This window comes from Arthrobacter sp. LjRoot78, assembly GCF_964254335.1.
GTDB lineage: Bacteria > Actinomycetota > Actinomycetes > Actinomycetales > Micrococcaceae > Arthrobacter.
In genome coordinates this window covers 3,553,068-3,572,210 of record NZ_CAXUTG020000001.1, presented here as the reverse complement: position 1 = coordinate 3,572,210, position 19,143 = coordinate 3,553,068, and the positions used below count along the sequence as shown (strand labels likewise).

General features: G+C 66.5%; 18 protein-coding genes. 6 read left to right on the top strand and 12 right to left on the bottom strand.

What is annotated here, in order from left to right; all coding sequences use genetic code 11:
- The 3 genes from ACSQ1X_RS16615 to ACSQ1X_RS16605 all read right to left on the bottom strand — a co-directional run bounded on the left by ACSQ1X_RS16615 (position 1) and on the right by ACSQ1X_RS16605 (position 2,803).
- Positions 1–1,221, bottom strand: a complete 1,221-nt coding sequence (locus ACSQ1X_RS16615) for a globin domain-containing protein (RefSeq protein ID WP_436058465.1) — start codon at positions 1,219–1,221, stop codon at positions 1–3.
- Positions 1,222–1,368: 147 nt separating this feature from the next.
- Complete coding sequence (locus tag ACSQ1X_RS16610; protein WP_436058464.1) at positions 1,369–2,241, bottom strand: anti-sigma factor; 873 nt, start codon at positions 2,239–2,241, stop codon at positions 1,369–1,371.
- The gene (locus tag ACSQ1X_RS16605; protein ID WP_436058463.1) at positions 2,228–2,803 is read right to left on the bottom strand and encodes an RNA polymerase sigma factor; all 576 of its coding nucleotides are present in this window, start codon (positions 2,801–2,803) and stop codon (positions 2,228–2,230) included. Before ACSQ1X_RS16605 ends, ACSQ1X_RS16610 begins: the two co-directional genes overlap by 14 nt.
- A gap of 234 nt (positions 2,804–3,037) precedes the next feature.
- Between ACSQ1X_RS16605 and ACSQ1X_RS16600 the strand changes: the two genes are divergently transcribed.
- On the top strand, positions 3,038–3,619 hold the full coding sequence (locus ACSQ1X_RS16600) for a ferritin (protein ID WP_436058462.1): 582 nt from the start codon (positions 3,038–3,040) through the stop codon (positions 3,617–3,619).
- 78 nt (positions 3,620–3,697) lie between these two features.
- Here the strand turns inward: ACSQ1X_RS16600 and ACSQ1X_RS16595 are convergent, their stop codons facing one another.
- Complete coding sequence (locus ACSQ1X_RS16595; protein WP_436058461.1) at positions 3,698–4,405, bottom strand: DUF4397 domain-containing protein; 708 nt, start codon at positions 4,403–4,405, stop codon at positions 3,698–3,700.
- 88 nt (positions 4,406–4,493) lie between these two features.
- On the bottom strand, positions 4,494–4,952 hold the full coding sequence (locus tag ACSQ1X_RS16590; protein WP_436058460.1) for a PaaI family thioesterase: 459 nt from the start codon (positions 4,950–4,952) through the stop codon (positions 4,494–4,496).
- A 150-nt stretch (positions 4,953–5,102) separates the two neighbouring features.
- On the opposite strand from ACSQ1X_RS16590, the gene paaZ reads away from it, so the two are divergent.
- Positions 5,103–7,214 carry a phenylacetic acid degradation bifunctional protein PaaZ gene (gene paaZ / locus ACSQ1X_RS16585; RefSeq protein WP_436058459.1) on the top strand — a complete coding sequence of 704 codons (2,112 nt, stop codon included), beginning with the start codon at positions 5,103–5,105 and terminating at the stop codon, positions 7,212–7,214.
- A gap of 194 nt (positions 7,215–7,408) precedes the next feature.
- Positions 7,409–7,822 carry a VOC family protein gene (locus ACSQ1X_RS16580; protein WP_055804662.1) on the top strand — a complete coding sequence of 138 codons (414 nt, stop codon included), beginning with the start codon at positions 7,409–7,411 and terminating at the stop codon, positions 7,820–7,822.
- A 112-nt stretch (positions 7,823–7,934) separates the two neighbouring features.
- On the opposite strand, the gene ACSQ1X_RS16575 is transcribed toward ACSQ1X_RS16580, so the two are convergent.
- The 5 genes from ACSQ1X_RS16575 to ACSQ1X_RS16555 all read right to left on the bottom strand — a co-directional run bounded on the left by ACSQ1X_RS16575 (position 7,935) and on the right by ACSQ1X_RS16555 (position 13,286).
- Complete coding sequence (locus ACSQ1X_RS16575; RefSeq protein ID WP_436058458.1) at positions 7,935–8,786, bottom strand: DUF427 domain-containing protein; 852 nt, start codon at positions 8,784–8,786, stop codon at positions 7,935–7,937.
- An 81-nt stretch (positions 8,787–8,867) separates the two neighbouring features.
- Positions 8,868–9,473 (bottom strand): TetR/AcrR family transcriptional regulator, encoded by a 606-nt coding sequence (locus tag ACSQ1X_RS16570; RefSeq protein ID WP_436058457.1) that lies wholly within the window; start codon positions 9,471–9,473, stop codon positions 8,868–8,870.
- A gap of 339 nt (positions 9,474–9,812) precedes the next feature.
- Positions 9,813–11,165, bottom strand: a complete 1,353-nt coding sequence (locus tag ACSQ1X_RS16565) for an MFS transporter (protein ID WP_436058456.1) — start codon at positions 11,163–11,165, stop codon at positions 9,813–9,815.
- A 227-nt stretch (positions 11,166–11,392) separates the two neighbouring features.
- On the bottom strand, positions 11,393–12,727 hold the full coding sequence (gene paaK, locus ACSQ1X_RS16560; protein ID WP_436058455.1) for a phenylacetate--CoA ligase PaaK: 1,335 nt from the start codon (positions 12,725–12,727) through the stop codon (positions 11,393–11,395).
- Positions 12,728–12,743: 16 nt separating this feature from the next.
- Positions 12,744–13,286, bottom strand: a complete 543-nt coding sequence (locus ACSQ1X_RS16555; RefSeq protein ID WP_436058454.1) for a hotdog fold thioesterase — start codon at positions 13,284–13,286, stop codon at positions 12,744–12,746.
- Between the two features lie 317 nt (positions 13,287–13,603).
- On the opposite strand from ACSQ1X_RS16555, the gene ACSQ1X_RS16550 reads away from it, so the two are divergent.
- Complete coding sequence (locus ACSQ1X_RS16550) at positions 13,604–14,257, top strand: PAS and ANTAR domain-containing protein (RefSeq protein ID WP_436058453.1); 654 nt, start codon at positions 13,604–13,606, stop codon at positions 14,255–14,257.
- On the opposite strand, the gene ACSQ1X_RS16545 is transcribed toward ACSQ1X_RS16550, so the two are convergent.
- The gene (locus ACSQ1X_RS16545; protein ID WP_436058452.1) at positions 14,232–15,515 is read right to left on the bottom strand and encodes a multidrug effflux MFS transporter; all 1,284 of its coding nucleotides are present in this window, start codon (positions 15,513–15,515) and stop codon (positions 14,232–14,234) included. The two genes, ACSQ1X_RS16550 and ACSQ1X_RS16545, sit on opposite strands and share 26 nt — an antisense overlap.
- Positions 15,516–15,648: 133 nt before the next feature.
- Between ACSQ1X_RS16545 and ACSQ1X_RS16540 the strand changes: the two genes are divergently transcribed.
- Both ACSQ1X_RS16540 and pta read left to right on the top strand, forming a co-directional pair.
- Complete coding sequence (locus tag ACSQ1X_RS16540; protein WP_436058451.1) at positions 15,649–16,599, top strand: helix-turn-helix transcriptional regulator; 951 nt, start codon at positions 15,649–15,651, stop codon at positions 16,597–16,599.
- Positions 16,600–16,653: 54 nt separating this feature from the next.
- Entirely contained in the window at positions 16,654–18,765 is a 2,112-nt protein-coding gene (gene pta, locus ACSQ1X_RS16535) for a phosphate acetyltransferase (RefSeq protein ID WP_436058450.1), read from the top strand.
- 15 nt (positions 18,766–18,780) lie between these two features.
- Here the strand turns inward: pta and ACSQ1X_RS16530 are convergent, their stop codons facing one another.
- The gene (locus ACSQ1X_RS16530; RefSeq protein ID WP_436058449.1) at positions 18,781–19,095 is read right to left on the bottom strand and encodes a hypothetical protein; all 315 of its coding nucleotides are present in this window, start codon (positions 19,093–19,095) and stop codon (positions 18,781–18,783) included.
- Positions 19,096–19,143 lie beyond the last annotated feature (48 nt).

Genomic DNA, 19,143 nt, shown 5'->3' with positions numbered 1-19,143 from the left:
CTATTGGAAGTCGGCCAGCCAGAGGTCCGGACCGAAGACTTCGTACTGGATGTCCTTGGCCGGGACACCCCGGGCAACCAGCGCACTCCGGACGGACTTCAGGAAGGGCAGGGGGCCGCAGAGGTAATACTCGGCGTCGTCCGGCAGTTCCACCGCGTTGACATCCATGAACCCCTTGAACGCCGGCGCACTTTCGGTTCCGGAAGCGGCGGATGAATCACCGGGCTCGAGGAACCAGGTGTTCAACGACCCGTCCGTTAGCTTCGCCAGGTCCTCGGTGACCTGGGCCCGCAGCGGGAACGACGACGGCGTGTCATCCGCGTGAAGGAGCACGACCTGGCGCTGGGAGCCGGACTTCACCAGATGGGACAACATGCCGGCCATCGGGGTGATGCCGATGCCAGCGCTGGCCAGGACCACCGGCCGGTCCGTGTATTCGAGGACCACGTCACCGAACGGTGCCGAGAGGACCACCTCGTCACCCTCGTGGATCTCGTTGTGGAGCAGGTTGGACATCTCGCCGTCGGGTGTCGGCAATCCATGGACGCGCTTCACCGCGAACTGCCGGTGGTGGCCGTCGTCGGCCTTCGTGAGGCTGTACTGCCTCGGCTGGTGCACGCCGTCGTGCATCAGCATCTTGATGGTGACGTACTGCCCCGGCAGGGAGGGTTTGACGTCCCGCTCGTCGGTCCGTTCCACGATGAACGTGACCACGTCGTCGGTTTCCTGGATCCGCCGGGCTACGCGCCAGGTCCGCCAGATCGTCTCGGGCGAGAGGTGCACGGCGTTGTAGAGGCCGCGTTCCTTGTTGATGAGCATGTTGGCCATGAGCCAGTAGACCTCATCCCAGGCGGCGGCAACGTCGGGAGTCACGGCATCTCCGAGCACGTCCACAATGGACCACATCAGATGGTCGTGGACCACCTGGTACTGGTCCGGGGCCAGGCCCAGCGAGACGTGCTTGTGGGCGATCCGGGACAGCAGATGGTCCGGAAGCTGATCGGGTTTGTCCACCAGGAACCCGGCGAACGCGGCAATGGACCCCGCCAACGCCTGCTGCTGCCGGCCGTCCGCCTGGTTCCCCCGGTTGAAAAGGCCGTCCTGGAGGTCCGGACGCGCCTCGAACATGTGCTTGTAGAACCGCTTGGCAATCTCCTCGATGTGCTCGCCAACTACAGGCAGCGTTGCCTTGATGACAGGAGATGCAGTGTCTGAGAGCATGGTTGTTCCCTTCCGGTCTTGCCGGTTAGTGAAGGCGGTGTTTCGTCGCTCGGCACAGCAAACGTAGCAGTCCCGGCCGTTCCACTTCCGGGCCGATCGGCCCTTCATTGCACGGGAAAACGGGTGTAAGGCACGACGGCGTACGGCTCAGTTTTCAGCGGCCAGTTCACCACGGGCGATGCTGTCCGAAGAATGCGCGGGGTTGCCGTCGAACGGCTCGTTGGACACATCTACGATGGGATATTCCGCAAGGTCGAGTCCTGCGGGGAGGGCGAAAACGCCGGGCTCACCGTCCAGCACGCCAAGGCTGACGAGCTTGGACAGATCCGGCGAAATCACCCAAACCTCCCGGAACCCGCTGATCTGGCCGTCGGAGAGCTGGACCACCAGCTGTCGCGTGCCGTCCGGAAGCTCCTCCACCAGGGCCTTGCCGGTGGACGTGTAGGACGCCAGCGGCTGCAGCGGAGCCTGGGCGATGACCACGGGCTGGGGAGCGGTGGGCGAGGGTGAGGGACCCGCTTGCGGGCCCTGACCGAGGACGTTGTAGCCGGCCCACACTGCGGCCGCGCCCACTACGATCCCTGCGGCGGCCGCCATCGCCACCCAGCGCCGGGCACCCGCGCCGGTCCGAGGGGACCCGGATCCTGCCGAACCAGCCTCTCCTGCGGAACCTGCCGCCGTGCCCTCGGTCCGCGGACGGAGCGGCGTCGGAGGGGTGACCGGCGTCGCGGAGCCCGCCGTCGTCGTCGTGCTGCCCGCGGCGCCCTGCCGGCTCAACGGGTCCTCCGCCTGATCGGGGGAGAGGCCCAGTGCCTGATGGATGGCTGCCCAGTTGCGCGGCCCGGGCGTGGCCAGTTCCACCCGGGCGGGATCCACCGTGGCGGCGCGCACGGTGCGTTCCAGGGCCGCGAGGGTGCCGGAACATTCACTGCAGAACGCGAGGTGGTCCGCCTCGGCGGGGGTCAGGGCGGGTTCGCCCAGGGCCATCAGGCTCAGCTGCTCGTCGTCAAGATGCTTCATGGCCCACCTCCAGGCGGGTCCGCATCCGGGAGAGGCTGCGCCGGATGTGGCTCTTGACCGTACCGAGGGGCAGTTGAAGACGCGACGAAATCTGGTCGTGCGTGAGGTCCTCGTAGAACGCCAGCTTCATGATCGCCTTCTGTGGATCGCCCAACCGGTCCAGCTCTTCCTCCAAGGTTATGCGGTCGGCCACGGCTTCCACGTCGGCTGCCGGCGGCACGGCCACCCGGTCGTCACCCACGAACTGCACTGCGGCATGTTCCAGCTCCTGCCGGCGCATCCGCGCGGACAATGCGTCGGAAATCGCGTTGCGGGTGATCCCCACCAGCCAGGCAGGCAGGCGGGCGGCTTCCGGCCGGTAACTGGCGCGTGATTTCCAGGCGCGGATAAAGACTTCCTGCGTGACGTCGTCGGCCGCTGAGCGTTCCCCCAGCGACCTCAGCGCCAGGGTGTACACCAGCGGACTCAGGCGCCGGTAAGCCTCGGCGAGGGCCGCTTCCTGGCCGGACGCGAACGCATGATCGAGAGCAGCGTCCCAATCATGCGGGCCGGCAGGCGTCATGGATGGCTCCTTCGAGCGGCAGTGAGACCTGTGGAACCACATTATGCCGTGCCCGCTGACGGTCCGCCAGAGAGTCGGCCGGAGGCTCCGCCGGGGAGGCCGCCGGAGAGCGGGGCCTTGACCGCCGCCGCCGCAGCGGAGCAAGCTCAAAGAAGGCCCTCCGGCAACCCCGGGCCCAGCAGAGCCTCCGTGCCGCAGGTCCTCAGCCCTGAAACCCGATTCCAGGAGAGCCCCATGAGCACCACAACATTCAATGACCTGCTCGCCAAACAGGTGGGCAACGAGTTCGCGGCATCCCAGCAGTACATCGCGATCGCCGCGTGGTTTGACGGGCAGGACTTGCCCAGGCTTGCGAAGCACTTCTACCGGCAGTCGCTCGAGGAACGGAACCACGCGATGATGATGGTCCGGTACATTCTGGACCGCGGCATCAGGATCTCGATTCCGGGCGTTGAGCCGGTCCGGAACGATTTCACCTCGGCGGAAGAACCCCTGGTCCTTGCCCTGGCCCAGGAAATTGAAGTCACGGACCGCATCAAGGAACTCTTCGCGGCGGCCCGGGCGGAAAACGACCCCCTGGGCGAACAGTTCATGCTCTGGTTCCTCAAGGAACAGGTGGAAGAGGTCGCATCCATGTCCACGCTCCTGAACGTCGCTCGCCGGGCGGACAACATGTTCGACGTCGAGATGTTCCTGGCCCGTGAGCGGGTAGGGGACGCCGGCGGCGGGGGCGGCGGCCACCACGGGCACGGCGGCGGCCATGGCGGCGCAGGCCATGACGCCGGAACGCCGGAAGCGGCGCGCGGAGCGCTCTGAAGCACACGGGCGGGGCCGCCCGTTCAGGCGGCCCCGCCGGTGATGGATATTAGCGATGCGTTGCTACTCGGGGATGCGTCAGCCGCGGCCGCAGCCACGGTCCTCGGAGTCAACGACCTGGACGGCCACGTCCAGGGTGCCGTCGGCCAGGCTTCCCCAGGCGTAGACGATTGTGTTCTTGCCGGCCTCGACGGTCACGTCAGCCGGCCCGATCACCGGATCGGTGGTCCCGGCCGCGGCAACCAACGCCGAAACGGTGCCGGCCTCGAGCTTCAGGGTTGCCTCGTCCGGATTGCTGAGTTCCTCGATCACTGCCGTTCCGCCGGCCAGGACGTCGACGGCGGGCGCCGCGGCTACGTGCCTCACCGTCAGTTTGCCCTTGTTGTCGTTGCGGGGAGCCTTGGTGTCGTTGGTGAACAGCGTGGCCGTGGGGCCGCCGTCGGCATCGAGGTGGGCCACCGCGGTGTAGTTGCCGCCGCTGTCGAGTTCAACGTCCACCGGCCCGATCACGGGGTTGTCGGCGCTGGTGGCGTCCGAGGCGGTGACCGCGATTTCGTAGTCGCCGGCCGCGAGCTCCAGTGGTCCCGCGAGGGTTCCTGGAGTGAAGTCATCCAGGGTGAGGTTCCCGTCCACCCACACGTCCACGGTCAGGCCGGGCACGCCGTGCAGGACCGAGAGCTTCGCGGGGGCATCGTCGTGGTTCCAGCCGCCGGCCTGGGCGGGGGTCGCGAAGGTCAGTGCAGCCAGGAGCGACAGTGCTCCGGCGGCGTAGGTTGTTTTGCGCATTTCAAACTCCTCAGAGGGACGCCCGGTGTCGGGCTGTGTTTGTGCTTACGCCTTTACTACCGGCGGGAGCCCCTCTTTGGATGCAAAGTCATGAAGTTTTTTCCGCGCGGCCCTTCCGGTCCGCCCCTGCGCGGCCCTTACGGTCCAGCAGCAGGTTCGTGATTCGGAGGGTGCACAGGCGCTGGCCGGCCTCGTTGGTGAGCAGGACTTCGTGCGTGGTCAGCGTTCCGCCCAGGTGGATGGGCGTGGCCGTGATGGTGATCTGGCCTTCGCGCGCTGATTTGTGGTGCGTTGCGGACACGTCCACCCCCACGGCGGTCTTGCCCAGGGTGCTGGCGTGGATCACGGCGGCCCAGGACCCCACGGCCTCGCCCACGGCCAGTGAGGCGCCGCCGTGCAGCAGCCCGAACGACTGTCGGTTGCCCTCGACGGGCATCGTGGCAACAACGCGCTCCACGGATTCCTCGACGATTTTCACGCCCATCTTCTCGTCGAGTTCGCCAAGCGTGATCTTCCACAGTTCGGCGCTGCCGGTTTCGGGCTGCATGGGCCACTTCTCTTTCGTCGGGTCTTCCCAGTGTGCAACAGGCTAGTGTGCAGCACGGCACATTCATGTACTGTAGACATATTACCGAACGGACGGTCAGTAATGCACTGGCCGTGATGATCTTGCCCCCGCTGGAAGGACCCGTCAACGATGACCACCACTGCAACTGCTCCGAAATCCTCACTGGACACTGTGGAGACCGTTCCCAGTTTCGTCCGGGACGCCTGGTGGACGCCCGACGCCGCCGCCGCGGCTTCCGCAGTCCCCGTCCTGGACGCCAGCACCGGCGAGCTCCTCGCCAAGGTGAGCACCGAGGGACTGGACCTTGCCGACGTCGTGGACTACGGACGCACCACCGGCCAGACGGAACTCGGCACGCTGACCTTCCACCAGCGCGCCCTGAAGCTCAAGGAACTGGCCCAGTACCTGAACGCCCGCCGCGAGCACTTCTACGAGCTGTCCGCCCAGACCGGCGCCACCAAGATCGACTCCATGGTGGACATCGACGGCGGCATCGGCGTGCTCTTCACCTTCAGCTCCAAGGGCCGCCGCGAGCTGCCCAACTCGCAGGTGGTGGTGGACGGTCCCATGGAGGTGCTGTCCCGGGACGGTTCCTTTGCCGGTGAGCACATCTTCACCCGCATCCCCGGCGTCGCCGTCCAGATTAACGCCTTCAACTTCCCGGTGTGGGGCATGCTGGAGAAGTTTGCGCCCGCGTTCATCGCCGGCGTCCCCACCATCGTCAAGCCGGCGACTCCCACGGGCTACGTGGCTGCGGCCGTGGTCAAGGCCATCGTGGAGTCCAACATCCTGCCCAAGGGCTCCCTGCAGCTCATCTCCGGATCGGCCCGCACGCTCCTGGACCACCTCGACTACCGCGATCTCGTCGCCTTCACCGGGTCCGCCTCCACCGCCAACTCGCTGAAGTCGCACCCGAACGTGGTGAAGGGCGGCGTCCGCTTCACCTCGGAGACCGACTCCCTCAACGCCGCCATCCTGGGACCGGACGCGTTCAAGGGAACGCCGGAGTTCGACGCCTTCATCAAGTCCGTGGTTACCGAAATGACCGTCAAAGCCGGCCAGAAGTGCACGTCCATCCGCCGCACCATCGTGCCCCGCGAACTGGTGTCCGACGTCGTTGCCGCCGTGGGTGCCCGCATTGAGGAACGCGTGGTGCTGGGTGATCCCCGCGCCGAGGGCGTCACCATGGGTGCGCTCGCCTCCCTTGAGCAGCTGGCCAATGTCCGGGCCGCTGTCCAGGCAATGCTCGACGCCGGCGGCGAGCTCGCGTACGGCACGCTCGATTCGCCCAAGGTGACCAAAGCGGACGGGGGAGTGGCCGTCGTCGAAGACGGTGCCTTTATGTCCCCGGTGCTGCTCAGCTGGGCGGACGCCGAAGCTGAGGAAGTCCACTCGCTGGAGGCCTTCGGTCCTGTTTCGTCGGTGATCGGCTACACCGACCTGGCCGACGCCGTGCGCCTCGCCGCCCGCGGTGGCGGCTCGCTGGTGGCCTCGGTGTGCACCAACGATCCCGAGGTTGCCCGCGAACTGGTCACCGGGATAGCCGCCCACCACGGCCGCGTCCTGATGCTCAACCGCGAGGACGCCCGCAGCTCCACCGGCCACGGTTCGCCGGTGCCGCACCTGGTCCACGGCGGCCCGGGCCGCGCCGGCGGCGGCGAGGAACTGGGCGGCATCCGTTCGGTGATGCACCACATGCAGCGCACCGCCATCCAGGGCTCGCCCAACATGCTCACCGCCGTCACGGGCCTCTGGCACACCGGCGCGGACCGCAACTTCACGCTGGAGACCGAAGGCCAGCACCCGTTCCGGAAGCACCTGAGCACGCTGCACATCGGCGACGCGGTCCGCTCCGGGCTGCGGGAGGTCACCCTCGAGGAGATCACCAAGTTCGCCAACTCCACCGGCGACACTTTCTACGCCCACACCAACCAGGAGGCTGCGGAGGCCAACCCGTTCTTCCCGGGCATCGTGGCGCACGGCTACCTGCTGCTGGCCTGGGGCGCCGGGCTGTTCGTGGAGCCTGCTCCGGGCCCGGTGCTGGCAAACTACGGCCTGGAGAACCTGCGCTTCATCACTCCGGTGGCCGCCGGCGACTCGATCCGCGTCACCCTGACCGCCAAGAAGATCACCCCCCGCGAGACCGACGAGTACGGCGAGGTGGCCTGGGACGCCGTCCTCACCAACCAGAACGACGAAATCGTAGCCACCTACGACGTCCTCACCCTCGTCGAAAAGTAACAGCTTCGGAAAGTAGCCCCCACCCCGGACGCTCTCTCACTTCTTGCGCCCTTTCCGCCGACGCTCTCTCACCCCGGTGGACCAGTTCACCGGTGAGAGAGCGTCGGGGTTTGGGCGGCAGGATGTGAGAGAGGGTTTCGTAAGATCTTTCCGCCCTGCCCCGGCGTAGAATTTTTTGCGTAGGAGGTGGCGAAATGACCCTAGTATTGAACACAGCCACAACCGTCCTGCCCGTGGATGACAAAGAGCGCGCCCGTCGTTTTTACGCGGAAACACTCGGACTGCCTCATCGCGGCGTGGCAGATGACGGAAGCGAATTGTTTGGCAGCGGCGACGGCCCCATGCTGCAGCTGATGCCAGTGAAGGATGGCAGGCACTCCGAGCACACCACGCTGAGCTTTGAGGTCAGGGACATCGAGCGGACCGTTGATGAAATGGAAGCCCGCGGCGTCCGGTTCCAGGATTACGATCGCCCTGATCTGAAGACTGGCGAACACCACATTTGTACTACCGATTCCGAAAAATGCGCATGGTTCATGGACACCGAGAACAATATTCTCTGCGTTCACGAAACCCTCGGCATTCAGCAGGCGGAGTACCAGCTCTAGCCCTGTGGCCCTGCCGGTGACCAGGCCGGCCAGGCGAAGAGGACGGGCGTCCCGGCTCAGCGGGACGCCCTATCTTTTTGCCTGCTTCAGGGTGATCAAGGACCACTCGGCCTCACGGCGATTCCGGCGGCGTCGCGGACCACGGTGTGACCGGCCGCTCCTGCCTGACGCCGTCCACCGTCACGTCCACCCGTTCGTTGAAGAAACTCACCAGCCCGTGGATCTGGGCCGCATCGCGGAACCGCTGGTCGTACATCCACGCGATGTTCCGCCCGGTTTCGGAGTGCGGGTAGGTCCAGTAGCTCGCCGTCCCCTTGTACGGACACACCGTCTTCTTGGGGCTGGGCTCCATGATGTCCAGCAGGACGTCCGCGGGCGGGATGTAGTAGCGCACCGGCAGCATGGTCTCGTAGAGCAATTGGGCGGCGTTCGTGGTGGCCAGCGTGACGTCGTCGAGCCTCACTTCAACGGTGAGGGACGACGCCCGGATGTCTACGCGGTGGAACGGATCACGGGGGTGGCCGATGATCTCCTCGTCGTCCTCCAGCCAGTCGAAGGCGTTGAAATCCAGCACCACGTGGCCGGCGAGGTCGGGGTCGGCCGGCCGGAAGGCCGCGCGGGGCAGCCTCGCCCCGGAAGTCACGACGTCGAACTCCTCGCCGTCCGCTGTGTGCCGGCCGAAACCCGTGCGCGGATCCAATGCATGCGGTCCGTCCAGGCCGAGCCTGAAACCGTGTTCCGCAATCTGGCCCGGCTGCTGCTTCGGTGGCGCGAGTTCGGCTTGAAGGTCCACCTCGGGCACGGCATAGATGGGAGTAACGCGCTTGGGCTCCCACACCAGGAGCGCATACAAAGTGTCGACGACGGCGGTCCCGTCCACCATGGCCCGGACCCGTTTGGGAGTGGGCTGGTACCGCAAATGGGGGAACGTGCCGAAGAGGACTTCGGATAATTTCGTGGCCATGACTACAGGGTGGGCGCCACTTATCCCGCCGTCAATGAGTGCCCCGGAGAGCCCTCCGGCGGACGTGCGGGAAGAACGGACTTAGCGTGCCGCGTGGAGCCCGTTGAATGCCATTGTGATGACGTCGTCGGCCAGCTTTTCGGGGGAGAGCGAGCCGCCGGGCTTGTACCATTCGACGATCGAGTTGATGGTGCCGAACAGGAGGCGCGTAACCGTACGGGGATCGATGTCCGCGCGGAGGGAACCTTCATCGCGGGCGGCGGAGATCAGGGCAGCCACCTTGTGGTCGAAGGTGCGGCGGCGTTCCATGGCGTCACGCTCGATGTCCGTGTTGCCGCGCAGGCGCAGCAGCAGCGTGACGAACGGAAGCCGTTCCACCAGCACGGAGATCGTCTGCCTGAGTACGAACTCCAGCCGGGCCTCGGCCGTTCCGGTCTGGGCCTGCGGCTGCTCGAGGATGGCCTCCAGTCCGCCCAGCGCCTCTTCAAGGGCGAGCTTGAGGAGGTCGCCCTTGGACGGGACGTGATGGTAGATGGCCGACTTGGAAATACCAAGGTTTTCGGCGAGGATGCCCATGGATGTGGCGTCGTAGCCGTGTCGGTTGAAGACCTCGACGGCGATCTGCAGCACCGACTGCTGGTCGTATCCGGGGCGGCCGCGCTTGGTGGGTGCATCAGTTGTGGACATACCGGCTATTTTCTCATGAACGTTCGGTTATTAGGCGCAATCGGTGTCATGGACCAGAAATCCCTTGCCTGCGCCGTGCCCCGGTGCTAGAAAGCTTGTAGAGGAACTATCGGCACGGAGCCGGTTCTAACTCAAAAGTTTCAAGGATCGGGACGGGATCAGGCACGTTGGGCTGCCCGGCTGGCGGTTAGCCATCGGCACGTCACAGCGCTGTCGCGCATTGGCAGTAGTGCACTGAATGCCTCCCGTAAAAGGATGGTCCCCGGCTGCAGCAGCCGGGGACCTTCCCCATGTCGGTGACCTTCCGACGTCGGCCCTTTATGAAGGGTGGGCACCGCCCTAGCTGGCGTTCTCCTCCAGGGTGAGGTCGCGGTCCTTTGTCTCCGGGGCCTTGATCGCCTGGAACAGCGAGATGCCGACGATGACCATCATGTACACGGCGATGGGCCAGTAGGAGCCGGTGGCCCAGGCGAGCAGCCCCGAGCAGATGATGGGCGCGATGCCGCCGCCGAAGATGGCCGAAAACTCGCGGGCAATAGCCACGCCGGCATACCGGTACTTGGAGCCGAACAGCTCGGCGTACATGGCCGACTGTGCCGCGATGCCGCCTTCCACGGCGAAGGTGAAGCCGACTGCGTAGACGAGGGCGATCAGCCAGACGTTGCCGGTGCTGCTGAGCCAGAACGCGGGGAAGGAGAACAGGAAGAGGAAGGCGAGGATGAAGACGTTCACCGGTTTGCGGCCCCAGCGGTCGGTGGCGCGTCCGGCGATCAGCGCGGCGGGAATGGCGAAGAGGCCGCCCATGGCCAGCATCTGGGGGATGAGTGCCTTGTCGATGTTGACCACGGAGATCAGGAAGGTGCCCAGGAACGCCTGGTAAATGTAGGAATGGGCGTGGGTGCCCATGTTGATGAGGAAGACCTGGCGGAGCGGGCGGCGGCCCTTCTTGAGCACCTCCGAGACCGGCGAGGCTGCCTCGACGTGCTCCTTCTTGAGTTCGGCGAAGACCGGTGATTCCTTCATGTTGCGGCGGATCAGGTATGCGGCCACGGTCACGAGGGCGCTGGAAAGGAACACCAGGCGCCAGCCCCACGATTCGAGGTCTTCGCGCGGCAGCAGCTGCACCAGGATCCAGGCGCCGGAGCCGAAGACGGAGCCGACGGCGGCACCGGCCCATACCAGCGAAGTCATTGCGCCGCGCCTGCCCTTGGGGGCGAACTCTGCCAGCAGCACCACCGCGCTGGCCATTTCCGCGCCGGCGCCGAAGCCCTGGATGAACCGCAGCACGGTCAGGAGGATCGGGGCCAGGATGCCCACGGATTCGTAGGTGGGCAGCAGGCCCATGGCAAAGGTTGCGGTGCCCATCAGGGCCAGGGTGGCCACGAGCACGAACTTCCGGCCGATTTTGTCGCCGTAACGGGAGAAGAACAGTCCGCCCATGGGCCGGGCAATGAAGCCGACGGCGTACGCGCCGAAGCTGGCGATGAAGCCGACTGCGGGGGAGACGTTGGGGAAGAACAGGGTGTTGAAGATGATGGCGGTGCCCACGCCGTAGACAACCATGTCGTAGTTTTCCAGAACGGTTCCGATGAACCCTGCCCAGCCGGCGCGGCGGAGCTCGGTCTTATTGACGGCGACCGGGTGGAGGGCGCCATGTGGCGGGGTTCCCGTAGGCAAGGGAGTATGCGTCATTGCTGTTCCTGTTCTGGAGAAAGCACCCACCACTGCGTGGGCGCGCTTTCCAGACTAGGGGTTGAAAGCCGCATTTGGCAACCGATTGCCTAAGTTGCGGCAACATGTGCCGAAAATGGCGAACCTGCGGACGGCCCGCGTGGAATACCAGGCACGCCAAAAGGGTCCGGGGGGGACCCGGACCCTTCGTGGCTGCTGCCCGGTGGGGCCGCAAGTGTACGTTCGCGCTATGCCTTCGGGCGCAGGTCGTAGATCCGGCGGAGTTTGCCGTTTGAGCGCTCCAGCGACCCGGGCTCGACGACGTTCACGGTGCAGGAGGACCCGACGTGGATCTTGATCTGCTGCTGCAGGACCTTGGCGGCCGAGGCCACTCCCTCTACCGAGACGGATTCCCGGCGTTCGATCTTCACCGTGAGCTGGTCCATCCGCTGCCCCTCGGGCCGGGTCAGTTCCAGCTGGAAGTGCGGGCTGAGCTCGGGGATGCGCAGCGCGATTTCCTCGATCTGCGAGGGGAACAGGTTCACGCCCCGCAGGATGATCATGTCGTCGCTGCGGCCGGTGATGCGGCCCATGCGGCGGTGCGCGGGGCGGGCGGTGCCGGGGAGCAGGCGGGTGAGGTCCTTGGTGCGGTACCGGATGATGGGCAGCGCTTCCTTGGTGAGCGAGGTGAACACCAGTTCGCCGTGTTCGCCGTCGCCCAGGACCTTCGTGGGGTCGAATGCGTCGATGATCTCGGGGCGGAAGTGGTCCTCCCAGATGTGGCTGCCGTCCTGGGTTTCCACGGCTTCACCGGCCACGCCGGGGCCCATGACCTCGGACAGGCCGTAGATGTCGCAGGCCTTGAGGTTCATGGTGGTTTCGAGCTCGTGGCGCATTTCCTCGGTCCACGGCTCGGCACCCAATACGGCGTACTTGAGTGAGGTGGAGGCCGGGTCGATGCCCTGCTTCATCATCGCGTCGGCGATGGTCAGCAGGTAGGTGGGGGTGGCCAGGATCGCGTCGGGCTTGAAGTCCTGGATCAGGGTGATCTGGCGTTCGGTCTGGCCGCCTGAGATCGGGATGACCGTGCAGCCCAGGGCCTCGGCGCCGGCGTGGGCGCCCATGCCGCCGGTGAACAGGCCGTAGCCGTAGGCGTTGTGGACCTTCATGCCAGGCCGGACGCCGGAAGCGCGGAGGGAACGTGCCACCAGCTTGGCCCAGTCGGCGAGGTCCTTCTTGGTGTAGCCCACCACCGTGGCGCGGCCGGTGGTGCCGGAGCTGGCGTGGATGCGGGCCACCTCGTGCTGCGGCACGGCGAACATGCCGAAGGGGTACTCCAGGCGGAGGTCTTCCTTGGTGGTGAAGGGGAACTTGCCCAGGTCGGCCAGTTCGCGGAGGTCGGTGGGGTGGACGCCGGCCTCGTCGAACTTGCGCTTGTACAGTGGCACGCGGTCATAGGCGTAGGCGACCGTGTGCTGGAGGCGGCTCAGCTGCAATGCCTCCAGCTCGTCGCGGGATATCGTTTCTTCGCGGTCCAGCACGGCGTCGGTGGCAGCTGCTGGTTCAGTGGCGTGGAGGGTCATCTGGGGGTCCCTGTTTCTATTTCTTGGAGATGGTGCGGCTGCGGCCGCGGAACTCGGCGATGAGCTCGCCCGGGGTTTCATCATTAGCGCTGCCGGCGGCAGTGCCGGCGTTCGTGCCTGCGGGGGCGTCGGTGTTGGTGCCTGTGTTGGTGCCTGCGGCGGTGTGGGGGTCTGCGGCGTAAATCTGGACGTCGTAGAGTCCGCTGCGGCCGGCATGGGCGCGTCGGTTGGCGACGGCAGTGATCACCTGGCCGGTGAAGGCCGGCTTGAGGAAATTGATGTCGACGCCGGACGCCACGGTGATTGTGTCGCCGTCGCCTCCCGCCGTGCCGGCAGGCGAGCCCGCCGGGTTGCAGGCCAGGGCAAATGCGGTATCGCCGAAGGCGAAGATCATTCCGCCGTGGGCCATGCCGAAGCCGTTGAGCATTTCCTGCCGGAGGGTCATGCGGATGGTGGCGTGACCGTCGTCCACTTTGAGGACTTCGATGCCCATCCATTCAGAGGCATAGTCGTTTTCAAGGATGGGGTGGGTGGCCCCGGAGAGCGTTGCTTCAGCCATGCGTCATTGCCTCCAGCTTTATTTACCGAATGTTCATTAGGTAATCCCATTTTGGGGCATGCTGTCAAGAGCCGCTGGTTTCTCCGGCGGTCGTGCGAGGGCGTTTGTGGGTGCTTCCCGGTCCGGCTAGCTGCCCCACATCTCGGAACCGGTCAAGGACGTGAACACGAACATCCCGCCGACAAAGGCGAAGAATCGCTGATCCCGAACTGGAATGGGAATATCAGTTTTCCGCCGGTGAGGGCTGAACCTTAGGAATCAGGCGCGATCGGCGTACGATCGGAGGCGGGGGAAGCCGACCCATGACAGGGGACGCCATGAGCGGAATTTTGGGGCAGGCGCGGACGTACTCGAGTGCTTTGGGGGCGTCAAACTTGTTGGCCGGGACGTTTGTTTTTGATGCCAAATCCCGGGCCATGACGTGGTCGGACGAGGTTTACAGGATCCACGGCTACCGCCGCGGTGACGTCGTTCCAACAATGGAGCTGACGATGGCGCACAAGCACCCTGATGACCTGCCGCGAATCCAGGAGGTCAGCAACGAACTGTTCGCACATGGCGGTCATGTTGCCATCTATCATCGCCTGATCGATGCCGCGTCCCGCGAGCGCAAAGTGCTGACGGCGGGGGAGGCAGCGCTGGACGAGGCCGGCAAGGTGTCGACGATCTCGGGAGTCATGCTGGACCTGACGTCAACAATCCAACGGGAGACGGAGCTGGCCGCGCGCGAAGCCGTCCGCGGCGCAGTGGCTACCCGGAGCACCATCGCGAAAGCCGAGGGCATCCTCATGGGCCGGCTCGGGATCGGATCGGATGAGGCCTTCCAACTGCTGACCGCCTACAGCAACAGCAGCAATATCAAACTCGCCAGTGTTGCATGCGGCCTCGTGGCACTTGCTGACAACCCTGCGGAGGTCACCGCGCTGGGGCGCTTCATCCAGCAGCTCAGCCGAGCCCGCCCGCCCCGCTGACCGAACTGACGCCCGCCCCGCTGACCGTTCGACGGCGGCGGACCAGTCCCAGGCAGAGTGCGGCCGCTGCGGCGGCGGCAGCCGCGACGATGCCGAAAGGCACCGGATCGTTGGCCCCGCCGATGCCTACCAGGGGTGCCGCCAGGCCGCCGAAGGAAAACCGGGCCAGGCCCAGGAGCGAGGACGCCGTGCCGGCGATGTCGGGGTACTCCTTGAGCGCAAGCGACGTGGCCGGCGGGCTGGTCACGGCCACTCCGCTGACCATGGTGAACAGGGACAGGATGATCGCGATCAGCGGCAGGTGCAGGAGCGCCGTGGCCAGCAGGCCCAGGGCGCCGGCGAGGGCCATGGCCAGGCCCACGGCGAGGGTTCCCCGTTCGGACCAGTGCTCGGCCAGCCGACCGGAGATGAACCCGAAGATCACGAAGCCCAGGGAGTTCAGTCCGAAGGCGAACGAGTACCCCTGCGGGGAGAGCCCGTACATGCCCTGGAGGATGTACGTTGCCCCGCTCAGGTAGGCGAAGATCGCCGAGTAGGTGAAGCCCGTGATCAGGACGGCGCCGACGAACATCCGGTCCGCCAGGAGCCGGCGGAAGTCATTGAGGGTGTGGGAAAGGCCGCCGGTGATGCGCCGGTCCTGCGGGAGGGTCTCCCGGAAGATCAGCAGGGACGCGATGAGGATGGCCACACCTACTGCGGCGAGGAAAAGGAACACTCCGCGCCAGTCCGTGACGGCCGCGAGCTGGCCGCCGATCACGGGGCCGATGATGGCGGCCAGCCCGCCGAGGACGGTGAGGCGGCCGTAGTAGCGGATCAGCTTCCCGCCCGAGTAGACGTCCCGGCCGGCGGCCTGCGCGATAACAATGCCCACAGCGCCGGCGAGGCCCTGGACGAACCGGGCGAGGATGAGGGTTTCGACCGTGGGGCTGAGCGCGCACACCACCGAGGTGACCGTGTAGGCGATCACTCCGATGATCAGTGGCTTCCGGCGGCCGAAGCGGTCCGACATGGGCCCGGCCACCACCTGCCCGATGGCCAGGCCGAGCAGGCACGCGGTGATGGTCAGCTGCGCCACGGACGTTGTGCTGCGGAGCTCCGCGGTGAGGGCCGGGAGGACCGGCAGGTAGAGGTCCATGGAAATCGGACCGAAGATTGTCAACAGCCCGAGTACCACCGCAAGCGGCCGGCCGACGGCCTGTCTGGGTGCGGGAGCAGGTCCGGGTGCAGTGGCGTGTGCAGGGGCGCCGGTGGCGGTCATGCTGGCTCCGTTCCAGTGGTGATGGGCTTGGTTTCCCATTCAACCCGGCCCCGCCCTTCCTAGCCACGGCTCTCCCTATCCGGGTTCTGGCAGTACCTCCCTAGGACCCGCCGCCCCGGTGTAGCGTGAACGAGTGGATAACAGGATGGCGGTGAGGGAGTTCCTCGCCTCAAGACGCGCCAAGATCTCTCCGGAAATGGCCGGACTCACGCTTTTTGGCGGACGACGCCGGGTTCCCGGCTTGCGCCGCGAAGAAGTCGCCATGCTCGCCGGGGTCAGCGTGGACTATTACACGAAGCTCGAGCGCGGAAACCTGTCCGGCACATCCGAAAGTGTCCTCGACGCCATCGCCAGGGCCCTGAAGCTGGACGAAGCGGAACGTGACCACCTTTACAACCTTGCCAGGGCTTCCAACGCGTCCGGCAGGACCAAGCAGCGGCCCCTCCAGAGCGGGACCGTTCGCCCGCCCCTTCAATTCATGCTGGACGCCATCACGGCAGCGCCGGCCTTCATCGGCAACCAGCACATGGACATCGTGGCGGCCAACCAGCTCGGCTATGCCCTGTACTCCGAGATGTACCGCAGTCCCGCCCGGCCTGCCAACCACTCCCGGTTCATCTTCCTTGATCCCAAAGCCCGGGACTTCTACCCCAACTGGGAACTGGCCGCCAACACCAACGTGGCCCTTCTGCGGACCTACAGCGGCCAGAACCCCTTCGACAAACGCCTGGCGGACCTCGTAGGGGAACTGTCCACGCGCAGCGAAGAATTCCGCACCCGCTGGGCAGCCCACAACGTCCGCCGCCACTACGCCGGCACCAAGATGTTCCACCACCCGGTCGTGGGGGAGCTCGAGCTCACGTACGAAGCCATGGATCTCGCCGAGGACCCCGGTTTCAGGCTGACCGTCTACCCGGCGGTGCCGGGATCGCCGTCGGATGAACGGCTGCGGCTGCTGGCCAGCTGGGCCGCCACCGAACACATCCGGGAGCTCGCCGTCGGGCCGGCCCAGGGGCAGCCCGGGGCGCCGGGCCGCACGGCCTCCGAGCCGCAACCCCACAGCAGGGATGTCCAGCGGTCCTGACCGTGGAAGTATGGAGGGACGGAGCACCACCACGTCACTACCTAAGGGCGGATCATGGCCAAGGGGATTTACGTCAGCGCGACCACACCGGGATCCGGTAAGTCGCTGATAGCGCTGGGGCTTGCGGACACGCTGCACCGGCACGCGGACCGCATCGGCTTCTTCAAACCCGTGGTCCACGGCGCTGACGCCGACTCGGACCCCATGGTGGCCCTGATGAAAGCCCGGTTCGACCTCGACGACGACCGCTGCCGCGGCGGCCTGACGTTCGCCGAGGTCCGCGCCCTCCTGGCCGAAGGAAACCGGGCGGAGATCGACGCCCGCTGCGTGGAGATCTTCGCCGACATGTCCCGCCACTGCGACGTGGTGATCGTGGAGGGCACCGACCTCACCGGCCAGGATGCCGCCGTCGAATTCGACCTCAACGCACGCCTCGCCAACAACCTGGCCGCCTCGATCGTGGCCGTGGTGGGCGCGAAGGGGCGCACCGTCGCGGAGGCGGCCGACGCCGTCGAGGTTGCCCGCAAGGAACTGGCGGCGGAACGCTGCAGCCTGCTGGCCATCATGGTGAACCGTGCCGACCCGGAGGACGTGGACGGGATCGTTGCCGCCGTGAAGCCCGGTGCGTCCGGCCGGCCCGTGTACGTTTTCCCGGAGCTGGAGGACATTGCCCGGCCCACCACCGGCGAGGTGGCCACCGCCCTGGGGATCCGCCAGGTGGCCGGGCGGCAGGACATGGAACGCGACGTCCATTCCATCAAGGTGGCGGCCATGAGTGTGGCCAACTTTTTGCACGTGCTCGACGACGGCGCCCTGGTGATCGTCCCGGGTGACCGTGCGGACGTGATGGTCGCGTGCCTGGCGTCGTCGTTCTCGCCCGAATTCCCGGTGCCGTCTGCGCTGATCCTCACCGGCGGCCTGGCCCCGGACCCCAACATTTACTCACTGCTGGCTCAGGCGCCGTTCCCCGTGTTCGCCAGCCCGGACGATACCTACACCACGGCCAAACGCGTGTCCGAGGTCCGCAGCGAAATCTGGTCGGGGCACCGCCGCAAGGTGGCCTCCGCCGTCGGGCTGTGGGCGAAGCGTGTGGACGAGGCCGAGCTGGTGGAGCGCCTGCACCTGCCGCGGCTGGAGCGGATGACGCCGCTGCGGTTCCTGCACGACCTGATCGAACGGGCACGGCTGCAGCGCCGGCACATCGTGCTGCCCGAGGGGAACGACGTGCGGATCCTGCGCGCCGCGGAAATCCTGCACCGGCGGGACGTCTGCGACCTCACCATCCTGGGCAACGAGTCGGACGTCCGCGAACTGGCTTCCACGCAGGGCATCGACCTGTCGGGCATGAAGATCGTGGATCCCGCCACCTCCGAGCTGCGCCAGCAGTTTGCCGAGAAATACGCGGAGCTGCGTGCGCACAAGGGCGTGGACCTGGCCCGGGCACTGGAGGTCATGCTGGACGGCAGCTACTTCGGCACCATGATGGTCCAGCTGGGCGTGGTGGACGGCATGGTGTCCGGCGCCGCGCACACCACCGCCCACACCATCCGCCCGGCGCTCGAGTTCGTGAAGACCCGCGACGGCGTGAAGATCGTCTCCTCGGTTTTCCTGATGCTGATGCCGGACCGGGTGCTGGTGTACGGCGACTGTGCCGTCAACCCGGACCCGAACGCCGAACAGCTCGCGGACATCGCGCTGGCCTCAGCCGAGACCGCCACGCAGTTCGGCGTGGAACCGCGCGTGGCCATGCTGTCCTACTCCACCGGCGGATCGGGGACCGGCGAGGCGGTGGACAAAGTCCGGCAGGCCACCGAAGCGGTGAAGGCGCGCAGCCCGGACCTCGCCGTCGAAGGCCCCATCCAGTACGACGCCGCCGTGGACGCCGCGATCGCGCAGTCCAAGATGCCGGGCTCATCCGTCGCCGGGCAGGCCACAGTGTTCATCTTCCCGGACCTCAACACCGGCAACAACACCTACAAGGCGGTTCAGCAGTCCTCGGGGGCGGTCGCCGTCGGGCCCGTCCTGCAGGGGCTCCGCAAGCCGGTGAACGACCTCTCCCGCGGCTGCACAGTGGAGGACATCGTGAACACGGTGGCCATCACGGCCGTGCAGGCGCAGTCGGTGGAACCGGCGGCCGAACCGGCAGCCGCGGCCGCCCACGCGTAGCTAGCTGTTTTCCGGTCAGCTGTTCTCCGGTTCCGCCGGGCTGTCCGGGTCTTCCTGCTTGGCCGGCTCATCGGCCAAGCCGGCGGGAGTGAGGTCCAGGTCCTCCACGTTCTCGGGCGGCTCGGGGGACTCGCCCACCTCGGCGGCCTTGACGTTCCCGGTATCGTCCAGGGCCGGGTTCGCGCCCTCAATGCCCGTGGGATCCTTCTTTTTTGACCCGGTGTCCGGCGCGGTGCTGTCCCCGGTGTCCGGCGCAGTGCCCGCAGGTCCCGCGCTCTCCGGTGTGGTGCTGTCCCCGGTGCTGTCCGGCTGGGTGGTGCTGTCAGTCATGGAAAAGCCCTCCGTGCGTTGTCCCATTGGTCCGCCGACTCTAAGCGC

Bases quoted from the DNA above. Each gene is read 5' to 3' on its own strand.
- ACSQ1X_RS16545 (WP_436058452.1), bottom strand. From the start codon at position 15,515: ATGACCGCCACCGGCGCCCCTGCACACGCCACTGCACCCGGACCTGCT.
- ACSQ1X_RS16565 (WP_436058456.1), bottom strand. From the start codon at position 11,165: ATGACGCATACTCCCTTGCCTACGGGAACCCCGCCACATGGCGCCCTC.
- ACSQ1X_RS16570 (WP_436058457.1), bottom strand. From the start codon at position 9,473: ATGTCCACAACTGATGCACCCACCAAGCGCGGCCGCCCCGGATACGAC.
- pta (WP_436058450.1), top strand. From the start codon at position 16,654: ATGGCCAAGGGGATTTACGTCAGCGCGACCACACCGGGATCCGGTAAG.
- paaK (WP_436058455.1), bottom strand. From the start codon at position 12,727: ATGACCCTCCACGCCACTGAACCAGCAGCTGCCACCGACGCCGTGCTG.
- ACSQ1X_RS16550 (WP_436058453.1), top strand. From the start codon at position 13,604: ATGAGCGGAATTTTGGGGCAGGCGCGGACGTACTCGAGTGCTTTGGGG.
- paaZ (WP_436058459.1), top strand. From the start codon at position 5,103: ATGACCACCACTGCAACTGCTCCGAAATCCTCACTGGACACTGTGGAG.
- ACSQ1X_RS16605 (WP_436058463.1), bottom strand. From the start codon at position 2,803: ATGACGCCTGCCGGCCCGCATGATTGGGACGCTGCTCTCGATCATGCG.
- ACSQ1X_RS16595 (WP_436058461.1), bottom strand. From the start codon at position 4,405: ATGCGCAAAACAACCTACGCCGCCGGAGCACTGTCGCTCCTGGCTGCA.
- ACSQ1X_RS16590 (WP_436058460.1), bottom strand. From the start codon at position 4,952: ATGCAGCCCGAAACCGGCAGCGCCGAACTGTGGAAGATCACGCTTGGC.
- ACSQ1X_RS16580 (WP_055804662.1), top strand. From the start codon at position 7,409: ATGACCCTAGTATTGAACACAGCCACAACCGTCCTGCCCGTGGATGAC.
- ACSQ1X_RS16615 (WP_436058465.1), bottom strand. From the start codon at position 1,221: ATGCTCTCAGACACTGCATCTCCTGTCATCAAGGCAACGCTGCCTGTA.
- ACSQ1X_RS16575 (WP_436058458.1), bottom strand. From the start codon at position 8,786: ATGGCCACGAAATTATCCGAAGTCCTCTTCGGCACGTTCCCCCATTTG.
- ACSQ1X_RS16555 (WP_436058454.1), bottom strand. From the start codon at position 13,286: ATGGCTGAAGCAACGCTCTCCGGGGCCACCCACCCCATCCTTGAAAAC.
- ACSQ1X_RS16610 (WP_436058464.1), bottom strand. From the start codon at position 2,241: ATGAAGCATCTTGACGACGAGCAGCTGAGCCTGATGGCCCTGGGCGAA.
- ACSQ1X_RS16600 (WP_436058462.1), top strand. From the start codon at position 3,038: ATGAGCACCACAACATTCAATGACCTGCTCGCCAAACAGGTGGGCAAC.
- ACSQ1X_RS16530 (WP_436058449.1), bottom strand. From the start codon at position 19,095: ATGACTGACAGCACCACCCAGCCGGACAGCACCGGGGACAGCACCACA.